Annotated in this window: 25 protein-coding genes; 13 read left to right on the top strand and 12 right to left on the bottom strand. The window is 71.0% G+C overall.

Annotated elements, in window-relative coordinates; all coding sequences use genetic code 11:
• Positions 1–15: 15 nt before the first annotated feature.
• A complete protein-coding gene (locus LWP59_RS08050) occupies positions 16–1,431 on the top strand; it encodes an NCS2 family permease (protein ID WP_144642711.1) in 1,416 nt (471 codons plus the stop codon).
• Here LWP59_RS08050 and LWP59_RS08055 read toward each other — a convergent pair.
• Complete coding sequence (locus LWP59_RS08055; protein WP_444541902.1) at positions 1,401–1,985, bottom strand: TetR/AcrR family transcriptional regulator; 585 nt, start codon at positions 1,983–1,985, stop codon at positions 1,401–1,403. The genes LWP59_RS08050 and LWP59_RS08055 overlap by 31 nt on opposite strands.
• A 59-nt stretch (positions 1,986–2,044) precedes the next feature.
• Between LWP59_RS08055 and LWP59_RS08060 the strand changes: the two genes are divergently transcribed.
• A complete protein-coding gene (locus LWP59_RS08060) occupies positions 2,045–2,893 on the top strand; it encodes an alpha/beta fold hydrolase (protein WP_144642710.1) in 849 nt (282 codons plus the stop codon).
• On the opposite strand, the gene LWP59_RS08065 is transcribed toward LWP59_RS08060, so the two are convergent.
• From LWP59_RS08065 to LWP59_RS08085, 5 genes are read right to left on the bottom strand one after another with little or no spacing between them, the layout of a single operon-like run.
• Positions 2,847–4,172, bottom strand: coding sequence for a nucleobase:cation symporter-2 family protein (locus tag LWP59_RS08065; RefSeq protein ID WP_144642709.1), 1,326 nt, complete (start codon positions 4,170–4,172; stop codon positions 2,847–2,849). The two genes, LWP59_RS08060 and LWP59_RS08065, sit on opposite strands and share 47 nt — an antisense overlap.
• 8 nt (positions 4,173–4,180) lie before the next feature.
• On the bottom strand, positions 4,181–5,071 hold the full coding sequence (gene pucL / locus LWP59_RS08070; protein ID WP_144642708.1) for a factor-independent urate hydroxylase: 891 nt from the start codon (positions 5,069–5,071) through the stop codon (positions 4,181–4,183).
• A gap of 6 nt (positions 5,072–5,077) precedes the next feature.
• Positions 5,078–5,392 (bottom strand): hydroxyisourate hydrolase, encoded by a 315-nt coding sequence (gene uraH, locus LWP59_RS08075; RefSeq protein WP_144642707.1) that lies wholly within the window; start codon positions 5,390–5,392, stop codon positions 5,078–5,080.
• Entirely contained in the window at positions 5,389–5,856 is a 468-nt protein-coding gene (locus LWP59_RS08080; protein WP_233921978.1) for a 2-oxo-4-hydroxy-4-carboxy-5-ureidoimidazoline decarboxylase, read from the bottom strand. Before LWP59_RS08080 ends, uraH begins: the two co-directional genes overlap by 4 nt.
• A 31-nt stretch (positions 5,857–5,887) precedes the next feature.
• Entirely contained in the window at positions 5,888–6,355 is a 468-nt protein-coding gene (locus LWP59_RS08085) for a helix-turn-helix domain-containing protein (RefSeq protein WP_144642705.1), read from the bottom strand.
• 89 nt (positions 6,356–6,444) lie between these two features.
• Between LWP59_RS08085 and LWP59_RS08090 the strand changes: the two genes are divergently transcribed.
• Genes LWP59_RS08090 through alc form a run of 5 tightly spaced genes read left to right on the top strand, consistent with a single transcriptional unit; the run spans position 6,445 to position 12,128 of the window.
• Entirely contained in the window at positions 6,445–7,230 is a 786-nt protein-coding gene (locus LWP59_RS08090) for a hydroxypyruvate isomerase family protein (RefSeq protein ID WP_144642704.1), read from the top strand.
• The gene (locus tag LWP59_RS08095) at positions 7,227–8,090 is read left to right on the top strand and encodes an NAD(P)-dependent oxidoreductase (protein ID WP_144642703.1); all 864 of its coding nucleotides are present in this window, start codon (positions 7,227–7,229) and stop codon (positions 8,088–8,090) included. The genes LWP59_RS08090 and LWP59_RS08095 overlap by 4 nt, the downstream gene beginning before the upstream one ends.
• Before the next feature lie 22 nt (positions 8,091–8,112).
• Positions 8,113–9,789, top strand: coding sequence for a glyoxylate carboligase (gene gcl, locus LWP59_RS08100; RefSeq protein ID WP_444541904.1), 1,677 nt, complete (start codon positions 8,113–8,115; stop codon positions 9,787–9,789).
• Positions 9,790–9,801: 12 nt separating this feature from the next.
• A complete protein-coding gene (gene allB / locus LWP59_RS08105; protein ID WP_144642701.1) occupies positions 9,802–11,127 on the top strand; it encodes an allantoinase AllB in 1,326 nt (441 codons plus the stop codon).
• Positions 11,121–12,128, top strand: coding sequence for an allantoicase (gene alc / locus LWP59_RS08110; RefSeq protein WP_144642700.1), 1,008 nt, complete (start codon positions 11,121–11,123; stop codon positions 12,126–12,128). Before allB ends, alc begins: the two co-directional genes overlap by 7 nt.
• Positions 12,129–12,257: 129 nt before the next feature.
• On the opposite strand, the gene LWP59_RS08115 is transcribed toward alc, so the two are convergent.
• From LWP59_RS08115 to LWP59_RS08125, 3 genes are read right to left on the bottom strand one after another with little or no spacing between them, the layout of a single operon-like run.
• Positions 12,258–13,040 (bottom strand): MBL fold metallo-hydrolase, encoded by a 783-nt coding sequence (locus tag LWP59_RS08115; protein ID WP_144642699.1) that lies wholly within the window; start codon positions 13,038–13,040, stop codon positions 12,258–12,260.
• 47 nt (positions 13,041–13,087) lie between these two features.
• Positions 13,088–13,618, bottom strand: coding sequence for a CoA-binding protein (locus LWP59_RS08120; protein WP_144642698.1), 531 nt, complete (start codon positions 13,616–13,618; stop codon positions 13,088–13,090).
• Complete coding sequence (locus LWP59_RS08125) at positions 13,615–14,904, bottom strand: O-acetylhomoserine aminocarboxypropyltransferase/cysteine synthase family protein (RefSeq protein ID WP_144642697.1); 1,290 nt, start codon at positions 14,902–14,904, stop codon at positions 13,615–13,617. The genes LWP59_RS08120 and LWP59_RS08125 overlap by 4 nt, the downstream gene beginning before the upstream one ends.
• A 73-nt stretch (positions 14,905–14,977) precedes the next feature.
• On the opposite strand from LWP59_RS08125, the gene LWP59_RS08130 reads away from it, so the two are divergent.
• The gene (locus tag LWP59_RS08130; RefSeq protein ID WP_144642696.1) at positions 14,978–15,844 is read left to right on the top strand and encodes an aldo/keto reductase; all 867 of its coding nucleotides are present in this window, start codon (positions 14,978–14,980) and stop codon (positions 15,842–15,844) included.
• Here LWP59_RS08130 and LWP59_RS08135 read toward each other — a convergent pair.
• Positions 15,818–16,432 carry a (2Fe-2S)-binding protein gene (locus LWP59_RS08135; protein ID WP_144642695.1) on the bottom strand — a complete coding sequence of 205 codons (615 nt, stop codon included), beginning with the start codon at positions 16,430–16,432 and terminating at the stop codon, positions 15,818–15,820. The genes LWP59_RS08130 and LWP59_RS08135 overlap by 27 nt on opposite strands.
• Positions 16,429–17,271: a putative RNA methyltransferase gene (locus LWP59_RS08140; RefSeq protein WP_144642694.1), complete on the bottom strand. Its 843-nt coding sequence runs from the start codon at positions 17,269–17,271 to the stop codon at positions 16,429–16,431. Before LWP59_RS08140 ends, LWP59_RS08135 begins: the two co-directional genes overlap by 4 nt.
• 228 nt (positions 17,272–17,499) lie before the next feature.
• Between LWP59_RS08140 and LWP59_RS08145 the strand changes: the two genes are divergently transcribed.
• The 5 genes from LWP59_RS08145 to ku are packed head-to-tail and all read left to right on the top strand — an operon-like array spanning position 17,500 to position 22,890.
• Positions 17,500–18,891 (top strand): ammonium transporter, encoded by a 1,392-nt coding sequence (locus tag LWP59_RS08145; RefSeq protein WP_186383415.1) that lies wholly within the window; start codon positions 17,500–17,502, stop codon positions 18,889–18,891.
• The gene (locus tag LWP59_RS08150) at positions 18,888–19,226 is read left to right on the top strand and encodes a P-II family nitrogen regulator (RefSeq protein ID WP_144642693.1); all 339 of its coding nucleotides are present in this window, start codon (positions 18,888–18,890) and stop codon (positions 19,224–19,226) included. The genes LWP59_RS08145 and LWP59_RS08150 overlap by 4 nt, the downstream gene beginning before the upstream one ends.
• Before the next feature lie 6 nt (positions 19,227–19,232).
• The gene (locus LWP59_RS08155; RefSeq protein ID WP_144642692.1) at positions 19,233–21,548 is read left to right on the top strand and encodes a [protein-PII] uridylyltransferase; all 2,316 of its coding nucleotides are present in this window, start codon (positions 19,233–19,235) and stop codon (positions 21,546–21,548) included.
• Between the two features lie 54 nt (positions 21,549–21,602).
• A complete protein-coding gene (locus LWP59_RS08160; RefSeq protein WP_144642691.1) occupies positions 21,603–21,959 on the top strand; it encodes a hypothetical protein in 357 nt (118 codons plus the stop codon).
• Positions 21,960–21,996: 37 nt separating this feature from the next.
• Positions 21,997–22,890 (top strand): non-homologous end joining protein Ku, encoded by an 894-nt coding sequence (gene ku / locus LWP59_RS08165; RefSeq protein ID WP_144642690.1) that lies wholly within the window; start codon positions 21,997–21,999, stop codon positions 22,888–22,890.
• A 292-nt stretch (positions 22,891–23,182) separates the two neighbouring features.
• On the opposite strand, the gene LWP59_RS08170 is transcribed toward ku, so the two are convergent.
• Positions 23,183–23,620, bottom strand: coding sequence for a MarR family winged helix-turn-helix transcriptional regulator (locus LWP59_RS08170; RefSeq protein WP_144642689.1), 438 nt, complete (start codon positions 23,618–23,620; stop codon positions 23,183–23,185).
• Positions 23,621–23,625 lie beyond the last annotated feature (5 nt).

The following is a 23,625-nucleotide window of genomic DNA, read 5'->3' on the forward strand; positions in this document are numbered from 1 at the left end:
CGCAAGGAGGCGAGCATGATCCAGCTCCGCACCCGCACCACCGTCCGGCGGTCCCCGGTGGACCGGTTCTTCGGCATCTCCCGGCGCGGCAGCAGCGTGGGCCAGGAGATCCGCGGCGGCCTCACCACGTTCGTCGCGATGTGCTACATCGTGCTGCTCAACCCGCTGATCCTCGGCGCCTCCGCCGACATCACCGGCGCCAGGCTGAGCACCGAACAGGTCACCACCGCGACGGCGCTGGCCGCGGGCGTCACCACGATCCTGATGGGCCTGTTCGGCCGCGCGCCGCTCGCGCTCGCGGCGGGGCTGGGCATCAACGGGGTCGTCGCGTTCCAGATGGCGCCGGAGATGACCTGGGCGCAGGCGTTCGGGCTGGTCGTGCTCGAAGGCGTGTGCATCGTGCTGATGGCGGTGTCCGGGGTGCGCGAGCGGATCATCAACGCGATCCCGATGCCGCTCAAGACCGCGATCACCGTCGGCATCGGGCTCTACATCGCACTGGTCGGCCTGGTCAGCGCCGGGTTCGTGACGCGGACACCGGATGCGGCCGACTCGACCGTGCCCGTCCGGATGGGCCTCGACGGGCATCTCTCCGGCTGGCCGATCCTGATCTTCTGCATCGGGCTGCTGCTGATGATCGTGCTGGTCAGCCGCCGGACGCCGGGCGCGGTGCTGATCAGCATCGTCGTCGCGACCGTCCTCGCGGTGGTCGTGAACGCCGTGTGGCACCCCCGCGGCTGGGGCCTGGTCGAGCCCAACGTGCCGACGCACGTCGTCGCGACGCCGGACTTCAGCCTGCTCGGGCACGTCGACCTGTTCGGCGGCTTCGCCTCGGCGGGACCGGTGGCCGCGTGCGTCTTCCTGTTCACGCTGGTGCTGTCCGGGTTCTTCGACGCGATGGGCACGATCACCAGCGTCTCGGAGGAGGCCGGGCTGGTGCGCGACGGCCGCGTCGACGGCATGGGCCGGATCCTGCTGGTGGACGGGTTCGGCGCGCTGGCGGGCGGGTTGACCGGCTCGGCGCCGAACACCGTGTTCCTGGAGTCCGCGGCGGGCGTCGGCGAAGGCGCGCGGACCGGCCTGGCGAGCGTAGTGACCGGCGCGCTGTTCACGGTGACGCTCTTCCTGACGCCCATCGCGGCGATCGTGCCGGCCCAGGCGGCGGCGCCCGCGCTGGTCGTCATCGGCGGCATGATGATGGCCCAGGCGCGCCGGATCCCTTGGCAGGACATCGATGTCGCGATCCCGGTGTTCCTCGTCGCGGCGGTCATCCCGTTCACCTACTCGATCACCAACGGCATCGGCGCCGGGCTGATCGCCTACGTGCTGATCAAGCTCGCGAAGGGCCGGGTCCGCGAGGTCGGCTGGCTGCTCGGCGGCCTGGCGGTGGTGTTCGCGGTCTACTTCGCGTCGGGTGCCTTCATGAGGTGACGGGCGGTCGCGGCGGCGGCCTCCCCGGCGACGGCGAGGGGCTCGGTGTCCCGCAGGGACCGGCTGAGCACGAACGCCCCCTCCAGGCTCGTGATGACCGCGACCGTGAGCTTGCGGGCGTTGTCCTCCGGCAGCCCGAACCGTTGGAAGGCCTCGGTTCCCTTGGCGATCCAGTGGCTGAACACGTCGGCGGTCGCCTGACGCAGCGGCTCGCTGGTGCTGGCCACTTCGAGCGCGATCGTCGCGATCGGGCAGGCGTCCGCGTAGTCCGTCTCCCGCAGGGTGACCGCGGCCGCGGCGAAAGCGGCCTCGATCCCGCTGACGACGTCCTCGGCCGGCGTGATGAAGATGTCGAACAGCTCGGCGTAGAGCATCCCCGAATGCCGGATGACCTCTTCGCCCAGCTGCTCCTTGCCGCCGGGGAAGAAGTGGTACAGCGAGCCGAACGGCGCGTTCGCCGCGGTGACGATCTGCTTGAGCCCGGTGCCCGTGTAGCCGTTGCGGCGGAACAACTCGGCACCGGCGGTCATGATCCGTTCCCTGGTATTGCCCACCGGCCGAGTCTACGTTACCGTCGCGCTAGAGCGATCTATCTAATTTGGGGAGGGCGACGATGCCCGAGATAGAGCTTTCCGCCGGCACGATCGACTACGAGGACACCGGGGGCGACAAGCCGGTGCTGGTCTTCCTGCACGGGCTGACGATGACCGGCACGGTGTGGCGCAAGGTCGTTCCCGGTCTGCGCGGGGAGTACCGCTGCGTTCTGCCGACCCTGCCGCTGGGCGCGCACCGCAGGCCGATGCGTCCGGACGCCGACCTGTCGCTGCGCGGGATGGCGCTGCTGGTGGGGGAGTTCCTGGAGAAGCTGGACATCGAGGACGTGACCCTGGTCCTCAACGACTGGGGCGGCGCCCAGTTCCTGATCTCCGAGGGCAGGGCCGAGCGGCTGGCGCGGCTGGTGCTGGTCGCGTGCGAGGCGTTCGACAACTATCCGCCGGGCCTGCCGGGCAAGCTGATCGAGTTCGCCCTCCGCACGCCGGGCGCCCTCGCGGCCACGATGAAGCTGTTGCGGTTCCAGGCTTTCCGCCGCGCGCCGGGCGCGTGGGGGTGGATGAGCAAGCAACCGGTGCCGCGTGCGGTGATGGACGAGTGGTTCCGGCCCGCGGCCACCTCGCCGGAGATCCGGCGAGACGTCAGGAAGTACGGGTTCTCGGTGCCACCGAAGGAAATCCTGCTCGAATGGTCGGACCGGCTCAAGGCGTTCGACCGGCCGGTGCTGGTGATCTGGGCGAAGGAGGACAAGCTGATGCCGCGCGAGCACGGCCCCCGGCTGGCCGCGCTGTTCCCCGACGCGCGCCTGGTCGAGGTCGACGACAGCTACACGCTCGTCCCCGAGGACCAGCCCGAGCTGCTCGTCAAACAGCTGCGGGAGTTCGTTCCCGCTGCCCGAACACGAGGTTGAGCACCACCGCGACCACACAGCCCGCGCTGATCCCGGAGTCCAGCACGGTCTGCACGGCCGACGGGAAGTGCGTGTAGAAGTTCGGCGCGGCGATCGGGATGATGCCCACGCCGAGCGCCGCGGCGACGATCGTGACGTTCACGGGCCGGTCGAACGAGGCCTTCGTGAGGGTGCGTACCCCGCTGACCGCGACGCTGCCGAACAGGACCAGGCCCGCACCGCCGAGCACCGGCTGCGGCACCAGCGCCACGATGCCGCCGGTCACCGGAAACACGCCGAGCAGCACCAGCACCGCCCCGCTCGCCGCGACCACGTACCTGCTGACCATGCGGGTCAGCGCGACCAGCCCGATGTTCTGCGCGAACGCCGTGCACGCGAAGCCGCCGAACAGGGTGCTGACGGCCGTGGCGAGACCGTCCGCGCGCAGCCCGTTCGCCAGCGTGGTCTGAGTGGTGGGGCGGCCGACGACCTCGCCGAGCGCGAGCATGTCCGCGGTGCTCTCGGCCATGATCACCAGCATCACGATGGCCATCGACACGATCGAGGCGAGCTCGAACGCCGGGGTGCCGAAGTGGAACGGGCTCGCGATGCCGAACACGGGCGCCTCCCGCAGTGTCGAGGAGTCGACCTCGCCCAGCGGCCATGCCACGAGCGTGCCGACGACCAGGCCGAGCAGCAGCGAGATGCGGCTCCAGAACCCGGACAGGAACCGGGTGAACGCGAGCACGGCGACCAGCGTGATGCCCGCCAGCAGCAGGCCGGACGGCGTCACGCTGTCCTGCTGGTTCGAGATCCACTTGACCGCGACGGGCAGCAGCGAGACCCCGATCAGCGTGATCACCGTGCCTGTGACCACCGGCGGGAAGAACCGGGTCAGCCGCGAGAAGAACGGCGCGGCCAGCACGATCAGCGCGGCGCCGACGAGAGTGGCGCCGTAGACGATGCCCAGCGCGTTCCGCGGCCCGTGCTGCTGCACGATCGCGAGCACCGGCGCGACGTTGGCGAACGTGACGCCGTTGACCAGGGGCAACCGGGCGCCGAACCGCCAGACGCCGAGCGTCTGCAGCAGGGTGGCCAGGCCGGCGGTGAACAGGCTGGCGCTGATCAGCAGGCTCAGCTGACCCGGCGAGAGCCCGACGGCCGCCCCGATGATCAGTGGCGGCGCGACGACACCGGCGTACATCGCGGCGACGTGCTGGACACCGCCGACGACCAGTTGGAGTGCGGGCGGCCTGCGGTCTACCGGGTGCCGGTCCACATCGGACACCGTCGTGGTCATGGCGCTCCTCAGAACGTGGGAAGCGTGTGCCAGGCGAGCCCGGCTTCTTCGGCGTCGTCGCGCAGGACGGTGCCTTCGATGAGGCCGTACGGGCGGTCCGCCGCGTAGAACACCTCATTGTCGTTGCTCAGGCCGAACGGGGTGAGGTCGACCAGGAAGTGGTGCCTGTTGGGCAGCGACAGCCGGATCTCGGCCACCTCCGGCCGCTCCCGCAGCACCGCCTCGCCCATGGCGTACAGCGTCTGCTGCAGCGAATAGCTGTGCAGGGTCGCGAACTTCTCCAGCATGAGCCGACGGACCTCGGTGAAGCTCTTGCTCCAGTCGACGTCCGTGCCCTGGTAGCGCCAGCGCGCGGTCACGGCCGTCGCCAGGATGCGGTCGTCGGTCTCGGCCAGCGTCGTGTACTTGTCGTGCGGGAAGCCGTGGAACTCCGAGCCGGTGGACTTGAGCACCACCAGGTCCCGCAGGCCCGACACGACCCAGGCTCGCTCGCCGTCGACGGTCACCGCGGTGCTGCGCTTCTCGTCGCTCGCGCGGGAGAACGAGTGCTCGTGGGGCTTGCCGTCCACGGCGATGCGGTCCCAGGCGTGCTCGTCGACGAGGACCCGTGCGCCGGTGATGTTGCCGTGCTCGCGGACGAAGTGCCGGCCCAGCCGCAGCGCGAAGTCCTCGATCTCGCCGACCGGGCTTTCCTTCGCGAAGGCGTAGACCGTGTTCTTCTGCGTGTCCGTGGCCAGCACGCCCGCGTTGTCGCCGGTCAGGTGCGTCGCGGCGAGGTCGCCGCGCAGCGAGGTCGACACCGTGAGGTCCTTGATCTCGTGCACCGGGCCGGTCCGGTTCACCGTGACCAGACGGACTTCGGCCTTGCCGTACTGGTTGGGGCCCAGGGTGATGGCCACGGCGGATCAGCTCCCTCGGTAGGTGGAGTAGGCGAACGGGCTGAGCAGGATCGGGACGTGGTGGTGCGCGTGCGCGTCGGTGATCCGGAAGGTCACGGTGATCTCGGGGAAGAAGCCGTCCGGGCCGAGGTAGGCCGCGGTGTCGAAGACCAGGCGGTACACCCCCGGTGCCAGTTCTTCCGGGCCGAGGTCGCGGATGCGGCCGTCGTCGTCCGTGTGCCCTTCGGCGACGAGCGTCCCCTGCGTTTCGAGCCGCACCGGGATGCCCCGGGCCGGCCGCCCCGCGGCCGCGTCGAGGACGTGCGTGGTCACGAGGCTCATGCGATCACCAGTTTTCCCAGACGCAGCAAGGCGATTTCGACGAGTTCGCGCCCGGCCACGGCGAGTTCGGCGTCCGGGTCGTTGGCCATCCGCTCGCGCAGGTTCGCGAGCAGCTCCGCACCGCTGCGGCCGCTCGCGCACACCAGGAAGACGTGCCCGAACCGCTGCTCGTACTCGGCGTTGGCCGCGCGGAACTTCTCCACGGCCGAACTGTCCACACCGGACTGCTCGGTTTTCGAGGCGCCGGTGGCCTTTTCGCCGATCCGCGGATGAGCGGCCATCGCCCGGCGGATTTCGCGGGGCTCCAGCACGATTTCCGCGCGGGCCTGCACTGCGGCGAAATCGGCGTACGGCCGCCCCGACAGCACTTGCGCTGTCCAGCGCGGTACGTCCAGGCACTCCGTCAGGAGCGGCTGGAGCTGGGAGGACGGCGCGGTGTTGAACCCGGCCAGGTCGAGGGACACGGCTCGATCCTGCGTCAACATTTTGTTGAAGTCAATGCTCGCGATTGAGATAGTTGTAGACGGTGAAGCGGGTGACGCCGAGTGCTGCGGCGATCGTGACCACGGCCTTGCGCATGGCGAAGGCGCCGCGCTCCTCCAGCAGCCGGACCGCGTGCTGCTTGCCCGGCCGGTCGAGGTCCGCGAGCGGGGCGCCGAGCTGAGCTTCGACCTCGTGGATCAGCCGGTGGAGCGTGGGCGGGGGAGCCTCGGGTGCCACGACGGCGTCGCCGGCGGAGACTTGCAGGGTCAGCCGGGTCGCACCGCTCGCGAGTGCCGCGCGGGCGATCTCGGGCAGGGCGTCGAGCACCGCGTCGGCGTCGCCGTGCGCGGTCGTGCCGAGCGGGCCGAAGTCCACGGTCAGCCCGGCTTTCGCCGCGGCCTCGCGGGCGCGGACGGCGTGCTCGGGCGGGTCGCCTTCCCCGCGGAACGGCTCGGTCGTGAACTCGGCTCTCAGCTCCACGACCGCACCGTATCCCGTTGACGCCCGAGTGGCCACGGAGCTATTCTCGTTTTACGGAAATAAACTTCCGCGATACGGAAGAAGAGGCCATGCGCTACGACGTGAACCTTTCGATCCTGTTCACCGAGCTTCCCCTGTTGCAGCGTGCCGAGGCCGCTCGCGCGGCCGGTTTCGGCGCCGTCGAGTACTGGTGGCCGTTCGACACCGCGAGCCCGGCCGACCGCGAGGTCGACGCGTTCGTCCGGTCGGTCGGCGACGCCGGCGTGCACCTGGCCGGCCTGAACTTCTTCGCCGGCGACATGCCGGCGGGCGATCGCGGCGTGGTGTCGTGGATCGGCCGCGAGAAGGAGCTGACCGACAGCGTCGACATCGCCATCGGGATCGCCGAACAGCTGGGCTGCCGCACCTTCAACGCCCTGTACGGCAACCGGGTCGAGGGTCTCGTCCCGGCCGCGCAGGACGAGCACGCACTGTCCACACTGGACGCCGCGGCGGTGGCGGCCGCGCGGATCGGCGCGCGGCTGGTCATCGAGCCGCTCTCGGGCGCCGACCGGTACCCGCTCAAGACCGCGGCCGACGCGTTCGCGGTGATCGACAAGGTGGGCCGGGACAACCTCGCCCTCCTGTTCGACCTGTACCACCTGGGCGTCAACGGCGACGACCTCGACGCGGTGATCGACCAGCACGCCGCCCGCATCGGGCACGTGCAGGTCGCCGACGTCCCTGGCCGGCACGAGCCCGGCACCGGGAACCTGGACATCAAGGGCTACCTGGCGAAGCTCGCGGCCGCGGGTTACGACGGCCCCGTCGGGCTCGAGTACGTCCCGAGCGGGTCCACCACGGAGTCCTTCGGCTGGCTGGAGGGGCAGCGATGAAGAAGATCGGTTTCATCGGCCTGGGCATCATGGGCCTGCCGATGGCGGCGAACCTGGTCAAGGCCGGGTTCGACGTCACCGGCCACAACCGCAGCAGGGCCAAGGTGGACCAGTTCGTCGAGGCCGGTGGCCGCGCGGCGGACAGTGTCGCCGAGGCGGTCGCGGACGCGGACGTCGTGATCACCATGCTGCCGGACTCGCCCGACGTGCAGGCCGTCGTCCTCGGCGAGGACGGCGTGGTCGCGCACGCCGAGCAGGGCGCGCTGCTGATCGACTGCAGCACCATCCGGCCCGACGTCTCCCGCGAGGTCGCCGGGCACATCCGCGCCCTCGACGCGCCGGTCTCCGGCGGCGAGCAGGGCGCGATCGAAGGCAACCTGTCGATCATGGTCGGCGGTGCCGCCGAGGATTTCGAGGCAGCGCGTGACGTGCTCGACGCGGTCGGCGGCACGGTGGTGCACGTCGGCGCCGCCGGTGCGGGCCAGACCGTAAAAGCGGCGAACCAGCTGATCGTGGCCGGCACCATCGAGCTGGTCGCCGAGTCGCTGGTCTTCCTCGAAGCACACGACGTCGACACCGAGGCGGCGATCAAGGTGCTCGCGGGGGGACTCGCGGGCAACCGCATCCTCGACCGCAAGGCCGCCGCGATGGTGCGGCGGGAGTTCACCCCGGGCTTCCGGGTCGAGCTGCACCACAAGGACCTGGGCATCGTCCAGGCGGCGGCCCGCGAGGCCGGCGTGGTGATCCCGCTCGGCGCGGCGGTCGCCCAGCTGATGGCCGCGTTGCAGGCCCAGGGCCACGGCGGGCTCGACCACGGCGCCCTGCTCAAGCTCGTCGCCCAACTCTCCGGACGGGAGTAGTGCCATGCCCAGAATCCCCGTGATGCAGGCCGTCGTCGAAATCCTCGCGAGCGAAGGGGTGGACACCGCGTTCGGCTGTCCCGGCGCCGCGATCCTCCCGCTGTACCAGGCGATGGAACGCCACGGCGGCATCGAGCACCTCGTGGTGCGCCACGAGGAGGGCGCCACGCACATGGCCGACGGGTGGGCGCGCACCACCGGCAACGTCGGGGTCGCGATCGGCACCTCCGGCCCGGCCGGCACGAACATGATCACCGGCCTGTACACCGCGCAGGCCGACTCGATCCCGATCCTGTGCATCACCGGGCAGGCGGTGTCGTCCAAGCTGCACCAGGAAGCCTTCCAGGCGGTCGACATCGTGGAGATCGCCAAGCCCGTCACCAAATGGGCGGTGCAGGTCAAGGAGGCGGCGCAGGCGCCGTGGATCTTCCGCGAGGCGTTCCGGATCGCCCGCTCCGGACGGCCCGGGCCGGTCCTGATCGACCTGCCGCTGGACGTGCAGAAGCAGGAGATCGAGTGGGACGCGAGCATCGACTGCCCGCTGCCGGTCCCGGTGGTCACCCCGCACCGCCCGCGCGTCGAGCGGGCGCTGGACCTGCTGCTCGCCGCCGAACGCCCGGTGATCCTCGCGGGCGGCGGGGTCGTGCTGAGCGAGGCGGCGGACGGGCTGCGGGAGCTCGCCGAGCGGCTCGGCGTGCCGGTCCAGGTCACCCTCATGGGCAAGGGCAGCTTCCCCGAAGACCACGAGCTGTTCGCCGGCATGGCGGGCATCCAGACCTCGCAGCGCTGGGCCAACGCGGCGTTCCTCGAAGCCGACCTGGTGCTGGCGCTGGGCGCGCGCTTCGGCGACCGGCACACCGGGGCGCTGGACGTCTACCGCGGGGACCGCAAGTTCATCCACGTCGACATCGAGCCGACCCAGCTCGGCCGGGTCTTCGGCCCCGACCTGGGGATCGTGGCCGACGTCCGCGAGTTCCTGCACGCGCTGCTCGACGCGGTCCGCAACAGGGAGGTCGTCGCCGACCGCGGGGTGTGGGTCAAGCGCATCGGGCAGCTGCGGCAGGAGCTGCCGCGCCGCGAGGACTTCGAGACCACGCCGATCAAGGCGCCGCGCGTGTTCAAGGAGATCAACGAGCTGTTCGGCGAGGAGACCTACTTCGTCACCGCGATCGGGCTGTACCAGATCTGGTCCGGCCAGTTCCAGCAAGCGCACCGGCCCCGGCACTACCAGGTCTGCGGACAGGCCGGCCCGCTCGGCTGGGAGATCCCGGCCGCGATCGGGGTGAAGAAGGCCAAGCCGGACGCCGAGGTCGTCGGCATCGTCGGGGACTACTCGTTCCAGTTCCTCGTCGAGGAGCTCGCGGTCGCCGCCCAGTACGACGTGCCGTTCGTGCTGATCATGCTGAACAACGAGTACCTGGGCCTGATCCGCCAGGCCGAGCGCGGCTACGAGATGAACTTCGAGGTCGACATCCACTACGACCAGCACGGCACGGACAACGTGAAGATCATGGCCGCGTACGGCTGCACCGGCACCCGGGTGACCGAGCCCGGCGACATCCGCTCGTCGATCGAGTGGGCCCGCAAGGAGGCCGAGCGCACGAGCAGGCCGGTGCTGGTGGAAATCATGATCGAGCGCACAGGAAACGCCGCCATGGGCACTTCGCTGGCTAACGTGGTTGAGTTCGAGGGGGCTTAGCGGGAGGCGACGATGGAGCTGGTGTTCCGGGCGCGGCGCGCGGTGACGGCCGCGGGTGGAGGCTCGTTCGACGTGAGCGTGGACGGCGGCCGCGTGACGGCCGTCGCCCCCTACGGCGAGCTGACCGGGGACCGGGTACTCGAACTCGGCGACGACGAAGTCCTGCTGCCCGGCCTCGTCGACACCCACGTGCACGTCAACGACCCGGGGCGCAGCGAGTGGGAGGGCTTCGAGACGGCGACCCGCGCGGCGGCGGCCGGTGGCATCACGACGATCGTCGACATGCCGCTCAACAGCCTGCCGCCGACGGTCGACGTCGCCGCCCTCGACGTCAAGCGCAAGACCGCGGCCGGCCGCGCGCACGTCGACGTCGGGTTCTGGGGCGGGGCGATCCCGGGCAACGGCGGCGAGCTGCGCGTCCTGCACGAGGCCGGGGTGTTCGGGTTCAAGTGCTTCCTGCTGCACTCCGGCGTGGACGAGTTCCCGCCGCTGGGCACCGAGGAGCTGGAAGCGGACCTGCGCATCCTGCGGGACCTCGGCGCGATGATGATCGTGCACGCCGAGGACTCCGACACGATCGAGCAGGCCCCGCAGCCGCACGGCGGGCACTACGCCGACTTCCTCGGCTCGCGGCCGCGCGAGGCCGAGAACGTCGCGATCGCCCGGGTCATCGAGCTGGCGCGGCGCACCGGGGCGCGGGTGCACATCCTGCACCTGTCCTCTTCGGACGCACTGGCGATGATCGGGGCGGCGCGCCGCGACGGGGTCGCGCTGACCGTCGAGACCTGCCCGCACTACCTCACCTTCAGCGCGGAGGAGATCGCCGACGGCGCGACGCAGTTCAAGTGCTGCCCGCCGATCCGCGAGTCGCGCAACCGGGAACTGCTGTGGCAGGGCCTGGCCGACGGCACGATCGACTGCGTCGTGAGCGACCACTCGCCGTGCACGCCGGAGCTGAAGCGGTTCGACATCGGCGACTTCGGCGAGGCCTGGGGCGGGATCGCGAGCCTGCAGGTCGGACTGCCCGCCGTGTGGACGGGCGCCCGGGAGCGCGGGTTCAGCCTCGGCGACGTGGTGAAGTGGATGGCGGAGCGGCCGGCCGCGCAGGTCGGCCTCGAGCACAAGGGCCGCATCGAGATCGGGGCGGACGCGGACTTCTGCGTGTTCGCGCCCGAGGAGGAGTTCGTGGTGGACGTCGCGAACCTGCGTCACCGCAACCCGGTCAGCGCGTACCACGGCCGGTCGCTGACCGGCGTGGTGCGCTCGACCTGGCTGCGGGGCCGCGAGGTGACCGGCGAGCCGCACGGGAAGTTGCTGGTACGAGGAGGGGTGTGGTGAACGACCGTCCGGAGTGGACGAACGAGCCCGATCTGGCGTCACGGCGTGCCGGTGGCAGCGTGGTGTGGGCCAACGACGAGCTGTTCGCGGAGCGGGAGAACCTGATCAAGCCCGCGAAGCCGGAGTTCCAGCCGTGGAGCTTCGGGCACAAGGGCCAGGTCTACGACGGCTGGGAGACCCGGCGCCGCCGGGAGCAGGGCGCCGACCAGGCGATCGTCCGCCTCGGGCTGCCCGGCGTGGTATCGGGGGTCGTCGTCGACACGGCGTTCTTCACCGGCAACTATCCGCCGTTCGCTTCTGTCGAGGCCGTCGCGGTGGACGGCTATCCCAGCCCGGCGGAACTGTCCGAACTGGACTGGACGACGATCGTGCCCCGGTCGCCGTTGACCGGGGACAGCGAGAACTTCTTCGCCGTGTCCTCGTCGCGGCGCTGGACGCACGCGCGGCTGACCATCTACCCCGACGGCGGGGTGGCCCGGTTCCGCGTGCACGGCAGCCCGGTCGCGGACCCGCGCCTGCTGGACCTGGGCTCGCTCGACCTCGCGGCGCTGGAGCACGGCGCGCGGGTGACCGGGGCGAGCAACATGTTCTACTCCTCGCCGAGCAACCTCATCTCGCCCGGCTTCGCCGCGGTGATGGGGGAGGGCTGGGAGACCGCGCGGCGGCGCGACGAGGACAACGACTGGGTGGTGGTCGCGCTCGCCGGGACGGGGGTGCCGCGGCTGGCCGAGCTGGACACGAGCCACTTCAAGGGCAACGCGCCGGGCTGGGCGTCGCTGTCGGCGTCCGTCGACGGGGAGTCGTGGTTCGAGGTGCTGCCGCGGACGCGGCTGCAGCCCGACACCCGGCACCGGTTCCCGCTGGCGCAGACGCGGGAGGTCGCGCACCTGCGTCTGGACATCTACCCGGACGGCGGCATGGCACGGCTGCGGCTGTACGGCGGCCTGACGGAGCAGGGCCGCAAGGAGCTGACGGCCCGCTTCCAGGCGGCGCAGGAGTAGCGCTCGGGGTGGCTCCCGCCCCGATCGCCGACCGCTGAGGAGGCTTCGTATCGGTCCGGGGGTGGGTGTGGGCGGTGGGCCACTCGGCTGCCGTTGCCGGGTTCGCTGCCGTGCGGCGGTCTCGAGGTGTCAGCCGGTCGTGCGCCGGGTCACCAGGGTGATCGACTCCCCGGGCTCCAGCACCCGCAGTCGCTCGCTCAGCCCGGCGTTCGCGAACGCCTTGCGGATCGAGTCCGGGCCCTCGGCGAAATGCGCCCAGCCACGGGTGTGCAGCGGAATCACGATCTTCGCGTTCAAGATCCGCGTCGCCTCCGCGGCCGCTTCGCTCGTCAGCGTCAACGGCGCCCCGTCGAACAACGCTGTCCTCGCCCCGCCCGCGAACAGCAGCGCGACGTCCACCGAACCGACCCGCCGCGCGATCGCCCGTACCACCTCCAGCGAGGCGTTGTCCCCGGACACGTACACCGACGGCAGGTCACGGCCGCGCAGCACGAAGCCCGTGACCTCACCGGTCACGCCCTCGGCGCCCGCCGGGCCGTGCTGGGCCGGGACCGCGATCACCTCCAGCTGCCCGAGCGCGATCGCCGCCCACGGCGGCAGCCCCTGCGCGGTGCCGCCGAGACGGCGCGCGCCGCTGCCCGTCGTCAGGGTCAGCAGGATCCGCTCGACGAGCTCCCGGCCGGCCGGATCCAGGTTGTCCGCGTGCTGGTCGTGCGACAGCAGCACCGCATCGAGCGGCTCCAGCGACTCCAGGGGCACGCCAGGGCCCTCGGTCTTGGTCAGCGTCCGCCCCGAGCCACTGCCGTAGTCGCCGGGCGGGCTGAACGTCGGATCCGTCAGCAGCCGCCGGTCCGCGATCTCCAGCAGCGCCGTCGGCCCGCCCACGAACGTCACCCGCAGCTCTCCGGTCATGTCTCCTGCAACCGTTCCCGCATGGCGATTTCTTCCTTCCGAACCGGTCAGGGCCCCGACTGGCGGCGCGAACTGACGACCCCGGTATTGAAACCCGCGAGATGTAAGCCACCCGCGAAGCGCGCGTGCTCGATCTTCACGCAGCGGTTCATCACCACGTCGAGCCCGGCCTCGGTGGCCCGCTCGGCGACCGGCTCGTGCCACAGGCCCAGCTGCAGCCACAGCGTCCGCGCCCCGGCCTTGACGACGTCCTCCGCGACGTCGGGCAGGTCGTCGTGCTTGCGGAACACGCTGACCAGGTCGATGCCGCCGGGCACGTCGGCCAGTGACGGGTACACCGGCTGCCCGAGCAGCGTCTTCAGCCGGGGGTTGACGAAGTTCACCTGGTACCGGCTCGACGAGAGCAGGTAGGTGGCCACGAAGAAGCTGGGCCGCGCCGGGTTGTCCGAGGCGCCGACGATGGTGACCGACTTCGCGCGCGCCAGGATCGTCTGGCGTTCCCGCGCCGTCGGTGCCGTCCAGCTCAGCGTGGACTCCGCGCGCACGGCTCCGGCCGGCACGGACGTTTCGAGGCTCATTCCTTCACCGCCGCCGCGAGTGCCTGGTCGATGTCCCAGCAGATGTCCTCGACGTCCTCCAGCCCGACCGACAGCCGGATCAGGTCGGGGCCGACGCCACCAGCTTCGAGCTGCTCGTCCGAGAGCTGCTGGTGCGTCGTCGACGCCGGGTGGATGACCAGCGTGCGGGCGTCGCCGACGTTGGCGAGGTGCGAGAGCAGCTCCACCGACTCGACGAACTTCTCGCCCGAGGCCCGGCCGCCCTTCACCCCGAACGAGAACACCGCGCCCGGCCCCTGGGGCAGGTACCTCTTCGCCCGCTCGTGGTGCCGGTGCTCGGGCAGCCCGGCGTAGCTCACCCAGGCGACCCGCTCGTCGGCCGCGAGGAACTCGGCCACCGCCTGGGCGTTGCGCACGTGCGCGTCCATCCGCTGCGGCAGCGTCTCCACGCCCTGGAGCAGCAGGAACGCCGAATGCGGCGACAGCACCGCGCCGATGTCGCGCAGCTGCTCGGCACGCAGCCGGGTGCAGAACGCGTACTCGCCGAAGTTCTCCCAGTACCGCAGGCCGCCGTAGGAGGGCACCACCTCGGTCATCCGCGGGAACTTCCCGTTGCCCCAGTTGAACTTGCCCGACTCGACCACGATGCCGCCGAGCGTGGTGCCGTGGCCGCCGAGGAACTTCGTCGCCGAGTGCAGCACGATGTCCGCACCGTGCTCGATCGGACGGCACAGGTAGGGCGTGGCCAGCGTCGCGTCCACGACGAGCGGGAGGTCGTGTGCGTGGGCGAGGTCGGCGAGGCCCGAAATGTCCGCGATGCCACCGCTGGGATTGCCGATGATCTCGGTGTAGACGAGTCGCGTCTTCTCGGTGATGGCCGCCGCGTACGCGTCCAGGTCGTCCCCGGGCACGAACGTGGTGTCCACCCCGAACCGGCGCAGCGTGCCGTCGAGCTGGGTGACCGTGCCGCCGTAGAGGCCGCTCGCGGACACGATGTGCTCACCGGCCTCGGCCAGCGCCGAGAAGGTCAGGAACTCCGCGGCCTGCCCGCTGCTGGTGGCCACCCCGCCGATGCCGCCCTCCAGGCTGGCCAGGCGCTCCTCGAACGCGGCCACCGTCGGGTTGCCGATCCTGCTGTAGATGTTGCCGTACTTCTGCAGGGCGAAGAGGTTGGCCGCATCGGCGGCGTCCTCGAAGACGAAACTCGTGGTCTGGTAGATCGGTACCGCCCTGGCCCCGGTCGCCGGGTCCGGGGTGCCCCCGGCATGCAGGGCGCGGGTGCGGAAACCCCAGCTGCGCTCACTCACACCAGGGACGTTACCCACGATTCACGAGGTGGGCCAAGGTTCTCGGTGACTGGAAGTGGGTAGCCGGGGTCGCATGACGGACATCCAGGCCGCTCCAGGTGGCACCTTCCAGCTCGGCGGGGACCTTCCCGTGCATCGGCTCGGCTACGGGGCGATGCAGATCACCGGTCCCGGGGTGTGGGGCGAACCGGAGGACCGCGACGGCGCGCTCGCCGTCCTGCGCGCCGCGGTGGACCTCGGCGTCAACTTCATCGACACCGCGGACTCCTACGGCCCGTACGTGAGCGAAGAGCTGATCTGCGAGGCGCTCTACCCGTACCCGGACGACCTGGTGATCGCGACGAAGGGCGGCTTCGTGCGCACCGGGCCGGACCAGTGGGTGCCCCTCGGGCGCCCCGCCTACCTCCGGCAGGAGGTGGAGATGAGCCTGCGCCGGCTGCGCCTGGAGCGCATCGACCTCTACCAGTTGCACCGGGTCGACCCCGAGGTCCCGCTCGAGGACCAGGTCGGCGAGCTGAGGCTGCTGCGGGACGAGGGCAAGATCCGGCACATCGGGCTGTCCGAGGTCGACTCGGCGCAGATCGAGCAGGCCAGGGACGTCACCGAGATCGCGAGCGTGCAGAACCTGTACAACCTGGCCGACCGCAGGCACGAGGCGGTGCTGGACTACGCGACCTCGCAGGGCATCGCGTTCATCCCGTGGTTCCCCATCGCGACGGGCAAGCTCGCCGAGCCCGGCAGCGTGCTCGAACAGGCCGCGAAGGGCCACAGCGCCACTCCGGCGCAGCTCGCGCTGGCCTGGCTGCTGCGCCGCTCGCCGGTGATGCTGCCGATCCCGGGCACGCGCTCGGTCCGGCACCTGGAGGAGAACGTCGCCGCCGCGGCGGTCCAGCTCACCGACGAGGAGTTCGAGTCACTGTCCGCGCTGACCGAAGGCTGACCGCAACCGCCGCTCGCGCTCGGCCGGGGCCTGCCGTGGGCAGCTGAGGCATTTGTCGGTGCCGGTCGCCTGGTAGATGAGGCAGCAGGAGACCCGGCGGACGTATGGCGTGCCGCCGACCTCGCCGTAGCGTGGGCGTGGCAGCCGCGCGCCGATCGCGGCGACCAGCGGTCCCGCGAGCGCCGGCGTTCCGGTCCACAGTAGACGATTGGCGATCGAGTCGGTCGCGATCGCCCGCAGTGCGGGGGAGTGCGCGCCGGTGACCGCGGACACGGCCGCGACCACAGTCTCGATCATGCCCGCGAGCGCCTCGCCGATGTCGCCTTCGAGTGGACGGGACGAGTGCGCGCCCACGATGTTTCCGTCGTCGTGCAGGTCCAGGCTCAGCGCCGAGAGCGAGGGGTCGAGCGGTTTCTCCGCGCGGGCAAACGTTTCCAGGGTCGGCGCGATGAGCACCGACGACGCCGAGTACCACCAGATCGTGCCGAGCACGTTCGGCTGCGCACGGCCGTAGCGCCGGGCGGCCAGGCCGATCTGCGTGCGCAGCCAGCCGGGATCGGTGATCGACGTCGCCGGGACGCTGGTCACGGCGTCCTCCGGTACTCCGACAGCACGAAGGAGGCGGTCACGCCGAGGGGTTCGTGGACGTCGTCGAGTCGTTTCAGGCGTTCCGGGTGGTGCGCGTTCGGCCCCATCAGCACGACCCGGCGGACGTCCACAGGGGACAGTGTGAGCCGCACGGTGTGCTCCTCCCGTGCCACCGGCTCGAAGAATCCGGCGAGCGCGCCTTCCAGCCGTTCCTCCTTGCGCCCGTCCACTTCGAGCAGGTCCACCACGGAGGCCAGCTCCCGCAGGTGCGCGGCCTGTGGTGAGACGACGAACAGGCTGCCGCCGGGCCGGAGCACGCGGTGGAACTCCGCACCGTTGCGCGGCGCGAACACGTTCAGCAGCACCGAAGCCGAGCCCGTCGCGACCGGCCAGGGCTCCCACAGGTTCCACACGGCGGCACCGAGGCGGTCGTGGGCCCGGGCGGCACGCCGGAGTGCGAGCGCCGAAACGTCGAGCGCGAGTCCCGTCGCGCCGCCCGCTTCTTGGAGCACCCGGGCGAGGTAATAACCCGTTCCGGCGCCCGCGTCCACCACCAGCCCCGACCCGAGCGACGGCGCGACCCGCTCGGCGAGGCGGCCGGCGAGCCCGGCGTAGTGCCCGGCGCCCAGGAACTCGGCCCGTGCCGCGACCATGTCCGAGGTGTCCGCGGTACCCGAGGGGATCTTCGCGTGCAGGAGGTTCACGTACCCCTGTTTCGCCAGGTCGAAGGCATGTCCACGGGGGCAACGCAGCATGCGCCCGGCGAGTCCGACGGCGTCCCCGCAGACAGGGCAGCGCAGCGCCGCGACGACGGCGGGCGGCAGCGCGGGCGAGGTCATGGACCCATCTCACCAGAGCCGCCACCCGGGTGGCCGAGCGCCACCGGTTCCGTTCACGGTGCGTATCTGACGGCGACGTTTCGTGAATGGACATAACGGGGCGGTGTAGCGGAAACGTGCTCGTAACAAGCGGGGAACGACAGTTCACATCCGCGAAACGCGGGATGCGGCCTGGTGAAACACCCGAATTCAAAACTCCCGGGCAATATCTCGATCCGGGAGGAAGATGTGCTGAACGCAGGAGACACCGCATGGGTGTTGGCCAGCGCCGCGCTGGTCATGCTCATGACACCAGGGCTGGCGTTCTTCTATGGCGGCATGGTTCGCGTGAAGAGCGTCCTGAACATGCTCATGATGAACTTCATCTGCTTGGCGATCGTGTCTGTGCTGTGGGTGCTCTACGGCTTCGGCGAGTCGTTCAGCTCCGACGCGTTCGGCGGGCTGATCGGTAACTTCGACCACGCCGGGTTCGCCGACACCTGGGGCAAGCTCGCCGGTTTCGTCACCGCGGCCACCGACACGTCGCCCGCCGTGGCCTGGCCGGGCGCCGACGCCCTGCCGGTGCTCGCGTTCGCGATGTTCCAGCTGATGTTCGCGGTCATCACCCCCGCCTTGATCTCGGGCTCCATCGCCGACCGCACGAAGTTCTGGGGCTGGTGCCTGTTCGTGGTCCTGTGGGTCACGATCGTGTACTTCCCGGTCGCGCACTGGGTGTTCTCGTTCGACGGCTTCATCGGCCCGGACGCACTCGGCGGCTGGATCTCCAACAAGCTCAAGGCACTCGACTTCGCCGGTGGCACCGCGGTCCATATCAACGCCGGCGCCGCCGGTCTCGCACTCGCGATCGTGCTCGGCAAGCGCAAGGGCTGGCCGAAGGACACCGGCCGTCCGCACAACGTCCCGTCCGTCCTGCTGGGCGCCGCGCTGCTGTGGTTCGGCTGGTACGGCTTCAACGCCGGTTCCGCGTTGAGCGCCGGTGACCTCGCCGGTGTCGCCTTCACCAACACCACCGTCGCCACCGCGTCCGCCGTCCTGGGCTGGCTGCTCGTCGAGCAGCTCAAGTTCGGCAAGCCCACCACCCTGGGCGCCGCGTCGGGCGCGGTGGCCGGTCTGGTCGCCATCACCCCGGCGTGTGGTTTCGTCACCCCGCTGGGCTCGATCGCGATCGGCGTCATCGCGGGTGCGGTCTGCGCGCTGGCGGTCTCGCTCAAGTACAAGCTCGGCTTCGACGACTCGCTCGACGTGGTCGGCGTGCACCTGGTCGGCGGTCTCGTCGGCACCCTGCTGATCGGCTTCTTCGCCACCACCGGGGTCAACTCCCTGGGCGCGGACGGCTTGTTCTACGGCGGCGGTTTCACCCAGCTGGGGAAGCAGGCCGCGGCGGCGTTCGCCGTGCTGGGCTACTCCTTCGTGATCACCCTGATCCTCGGCTTCATCATCAAGGCGGCCGGCGGCTTCCGGGTGAAGGAGGAGGACGAGGTGAGCGGCATCGACGAGGCGCAGCACGCGGAAAGCGCGTATGACTTCGGTGCGTCCGTCCTCGGCGGGCACAGCGGCACCATCCCGGGCGCGATCCCGGCGTCGAAGAGCGGCGTGACACTGGAAGGGACCAAGGCATGAGGCTCATCACCGCCATCGTCAAGCCGTTCACCCTCGACGACGTCCGCGCGGCGCTCGAGCAGCTCGGCGCCCTCGGCATGACCGTCAGCGAGGTCCAGGGCTACGGCAGGCAGAAGGGCCACACGGAGGTCTACCGCGGCGCCGAGTACGCCGTCGACTTCGTGGCCAAGCTCCGCGTCGAGGTCGTCACCGACGACGCGAACGTGGAGAAGGTCATCGAGGCGATCGTCAACGCCGCGCACACCGGCAAGATCGGTGACGGCAAGGTGTGGGTGACGCCCGTCGAGACCGTCGTCCGGGTTCGCACCGGCGAGCGCGGCACGGACGCGCTGTAGACGCGGATGATCCTCGGGGGAGAACTCGCCAAGGCGGCGAACCGGCTGCTGGAAGGCCGCCACGGCCGGCTCGGCGCTGCCGCACTGCGCGCCGCGCTGGTGGACCTCTACGAGTTCTGGCTCAGCAAGGCCGCGGCGGCGGCCGGCGTGGACACCGCTGATCCCGGTGTCGCGCTGGTCGCCGTCGGCGGCCTCGGGCGGCGCGAGCTGGCGCCGTTCTCCGACCTCGACCTGGTGCTGGTGCACAACCAGAACGGCGGAGTCGCCGAGATCGCCGACGCGCTGTGGTACCCGCTGTGGGACGCGCGCATCGGCCTCGACCACTCGGTCCGCACCCCTGCGGAGGCCCTGCAGGTCGCCTCGGAGGACCTGCGGACCGCCATGGGACTGCTCGACGCCCGGCACATCGCCGGGGACGCGGAGCTCGCGGCCAGGCTCGCCACCGCGGCCCGCGACCAGTGGCGCCGCACGGCCCGCAAGCGGCTGCCGGAGCTGGCCGAGTCGACCCGCAAGCGCTGGCAGCGCAGCGGCGAGATCGCCCAGTCCGCCGAACCGGACCTCAAGTACGGCAAGGGCGGCCTGCGGGACCTGGGCGTGCTGGACGCGCTCGCGGCCGCCCAGCTGACCGACCGGCCCGGTGAGGAACTGCGCGAGGCCAAGGAACTGCTGCTCGACGTCCGCACCGAGATGCGGCGTGAGCTGCGGCGCGACCGCGACGTGCTGAGCGCCCCGGACGCGGAGCTGGTCGCGGCCGAGCTCGGCTTCGGCGACCGGTTCACCCTGGCCCGCAAGCTCGCCGGGGCCGGGCGCACCGTGAGCTACGCGGTCGACGTCGCACTCCGGTCCACTGTGGAGCCACCGAAGGGCCGGTTCGGGCGCCGTCCCAACCGGACCCCGCTCGACGAGGGCGTGGTGCTGCACGGCAGCGAGGTCTCCCTCGCCAGGGACGCCGTCCCGGCGAAGGACCCCGCGTTGCTGCTGCGCGTGGCCGCGGCGTCCGCCCGTACCGGCGTGCCCATCGCGCACGGCACCCTGCGCACGCTCGCCGACTCGGCGCCGGAGCTGCGCACGCCGTGGCCCGCCGACGCCCGGGACGCGCTCACCGATCTGCTCGGCGCCGGCGAAGGCCTGATCGACGCGGTCGAAGCGCTCGACCGCACCGGCCTGTGGGCACGGCTGTTCCCCGAATGGGGCGCGGTGCGCGATCTGCCGCCGCGGGAGCCGGTGCACGCGTGGACCGTCGACCGGCATCTGGTGCAGACCTGTGTGGAGGCGGCGAAGCTGTCCACCACCGTGGCGCGGCCGGACCTGCTCCTGCTCGGCGCACTGCTGCACGACATCGGCAAGGGGCGCGACGTCGACCATTCGGAGCTGGGCGCGGCGATCTCGGCCCAGGTCGCGCGCCGCGTCGGCCTGTCCGAGGGCGACGCGGCGACGGTCTCGGCGATGGTGCGCCACCACCTGCTGCTGCCGCACACGGCCACCCGCCGCGACATCGAGGAGCCCGCCACCGTCCACCGCGTCGCGAAGACCGTGGACAACGACGTCGTGCTGCTCGAGCTCCTGCACGCCCTCACCCAGGCCGACTCGCTCGCGACCGGCCCTGGCCTGTGGAACGACTGGAAGGCCGGGCTCGTCCAGAACCTCGTCTCCCGGTGCAAGCAGGTCATGCAGGGCAAGGGGTTCAGCCCGCCGGAACCGCTGGACCAGCAGCAGCGCGAGCTGGTGGCCACGGCGGTGCGCACGGGCCGTGGCGAGGTCTCGATCAGCCAGGACGGCAACATGGCGACGGTCGTGCTGGCCGTGCCGGCGCACACCGGGCTGCTCGCCCCGGCCGCCGGGGTACTGGCGCTGCACTCGCTGGAGGTGCACACCGCGCTGCTGCGCAGCCACGGCAACGGCCGCGCCGGCATCTTCATCGCCTCGCCCAAGTTCGGCTCGCTGCCGGACAGCGCGCTGCTGCGGGAGCAGTTCTCCCGGGCGGTGTCGGGCGGGCTGTCGCTGGACCAGAAGCTGGCCGCGAAGGAACGCGACTACTCCTCGCCGGTCCGCGTCGTGGTGAAGCCGAAGGTGCTGTGGTTCGACGACGAGACGTCGGGGCCGAACAACGTCGTGCTGGAGCTGCGCGCGCAGGACCGCATCGGCCTGCTGTACCGGGTGGCGGGCGCACTGCAGTCCTGCGACGCGGAGGTCCGCTGGGCGAAGGTCGCCACGCTCGGTGGCGCGGTGGTCGACTCGTTCGCGGTCGCGCCGCGTGGCGGCCGGCTGGACCCGGCGTGGCGGCACCGGGTCGAACAGGCGGTACTGGCCGCTTCGTCGTGAGCGTCTCGGGGTGTCGCGCGGGCGATCGGTGATCGCGATGGCAGGATGGCCGCCATGCCGGAGCTCGAGCCGACCGTACTGCCGACCACGGTGGCCGCGTCCCACCTCCGTGCCTGCGCCGCCGAGCTCGACGGCGCGCAGGAGGTGGAGCTCGGCGACCTCGCCACCGTGATCGCCGATCTCGTCACCGGGCAGCGGCTGCTCTGCAGCGCGCTCAGCCGGTTGGCGGAACGGGTCGAGGACGGCCAGGCGGGCGTGCTGTCCGCCGCGCCGTCGCCCGAGGTCGGCGCGCTCGCCCAGGTACTCCAAGCGGCCGCGGGCGCGTTCGGCTATTCGGCCGACGCGCTCGCGGAAAGCGAGCCGTTCGCGCAGATCACGGCCGAATTCGCCGGTCCCAACACCCGTTTGTAGCTATAGGGGCCGCCCGGTCGCTCGTTACGCTGTTCGAATGCGCACCGTGTGGAAAGGCACCATCGGATTCGGCAGCTCGGCCATTCCGGTGAAGGCGTACAGCGCCACCGAGGACCACAGCACCGGACTGCGCCAGCTGCATTCCGCCGACGGTGGGCGAATCCGGCTCAAGCGCGTGTGCGAGGTCGACGGCGCCGAGATCCCGCAGGGCGAGCTCGGCAAGGGCTACACCTTGCCCGGCGGTGACGTCGTCGTGCTGTCCGAGGACGAGCTGGCCGCGCTGCCGCTGCCCACCGCGCATTCCATCGAGATCTGCGGGTTCGTCCCGTCGCACCAGCTGGACCCGCTCTACTTCGTCAAGAGTTACTACCTGGAGCCGGAAGTTCCCGCGACGAAGCCGTATGTGTTGCTGAGCGAGGCGTTGCAGCAGGCCGAGCGGGTGGCGATCGTGAAGGTCGCGATCCGGCAGAAGGAGACGCTCGGCGCGCTGCGCGTGCGCGGCCAGGTGATCATGCTCGACACGATGCACTGGCCCGACGAGGTCCGCACGCCCGATTTCCCGTTCCTGCACGACGACATCGACATCCGGCTGCCCCAGGTCCGGGCGGCGGCCAATCTCATCGAGAACCTGTCCGGGAATTTCGAACCCGGCCAGTACTCCGACAGTTACGGCGCAGCACTGGAAGAACTCATCCAGGCCAAGGTGGAGGGTCGCGAGGTCATGCGCCCGACGGCCGCCAAGCAGGACGCGGGCGTGGAAAAGCTGCTGGCCGCACTGCAGGAGAGCGCGCAGGCCCGCACCGACACCGACCAGGCGGAATCGCCCGCGGTGAAGCGCGCGAAAGCCGCCGCGGAGAAGGCCGCCGGTACGAAGGCGGGGGCGAAGAAGGCCGCCTCGAAGGCGCGATCCGCGCCGAAATCGCGTAGCTGAAAAAATCTTGGGAATTGCGCGTCATGGGCCGGGCCACGACGTGTCCCACTGCCGCGTGCCGGAGGACGAGGCATTCCTGAGTAGATCTACCTAGGGCTACTTGGGGGCTGTCACGCTGCCGGACACACCCCTGCACCGGGCAAGCTCTAGGACATCGCGCTGAAGACGTCCGAGGGCCAAGATCTCGCCTGGTACTGGGGGTCCGGCGAGCGGCAGGTTCACCCGGCGGCTTCGGCGCGACCATGCGGGTGGCTCGGCGAGGGGGCGAGCCACCCGCATGAGTATTTCGGCCTCAGGTGTCCGCGAGCCGGGCCATCACCTTCGCCGCGAGGCGCAGCAGTTCGCGTTCGGTCTCGGTCAGCGCCTCGGCCATCGCCGCGGCGAGCCACCGCTCCCGCTGGACGCTGTAGGCGCGCAAGGTCGACAGCCCCTGTTCCGTGACGTCGAGCAGGGCACGCCGTCCGTCCGCGGGATCCGGCCGCCGCGCGACGAGACCCTCGCGTTCCAGCTTCGCGAGCACCCGGGTGAGCGACTGCGGCTGGATCTTCTCCCCCTCCGACACCTCGGTCGGCGTCTGCGTGCCCGCCCGGTAGAGGCGGCTGAGCACGGCGAGTTCCAGCGGGCTCGGCCCGTTGCGGTCCCGCTCCGCCCGCATCCGCCAGTTGAGCCTGCCGACACCTTCCCGCACGTCGCGCGCGAGTTCGGCCAGGTCGGGATCGGCGTCGGGCATGCCCT

It is taken from the genome of Amycolatopsis acidiphila (assembly GCF_021391495.1).
In the GTDB taxonomy this organism is placed as follows: Bacteria; Actinomycetota; Actinomycetes; order Mycobacteriales; family Pseudonocardiaceae; genus Amycolatopsis_E; species Amycolatopsis_E acidiphila.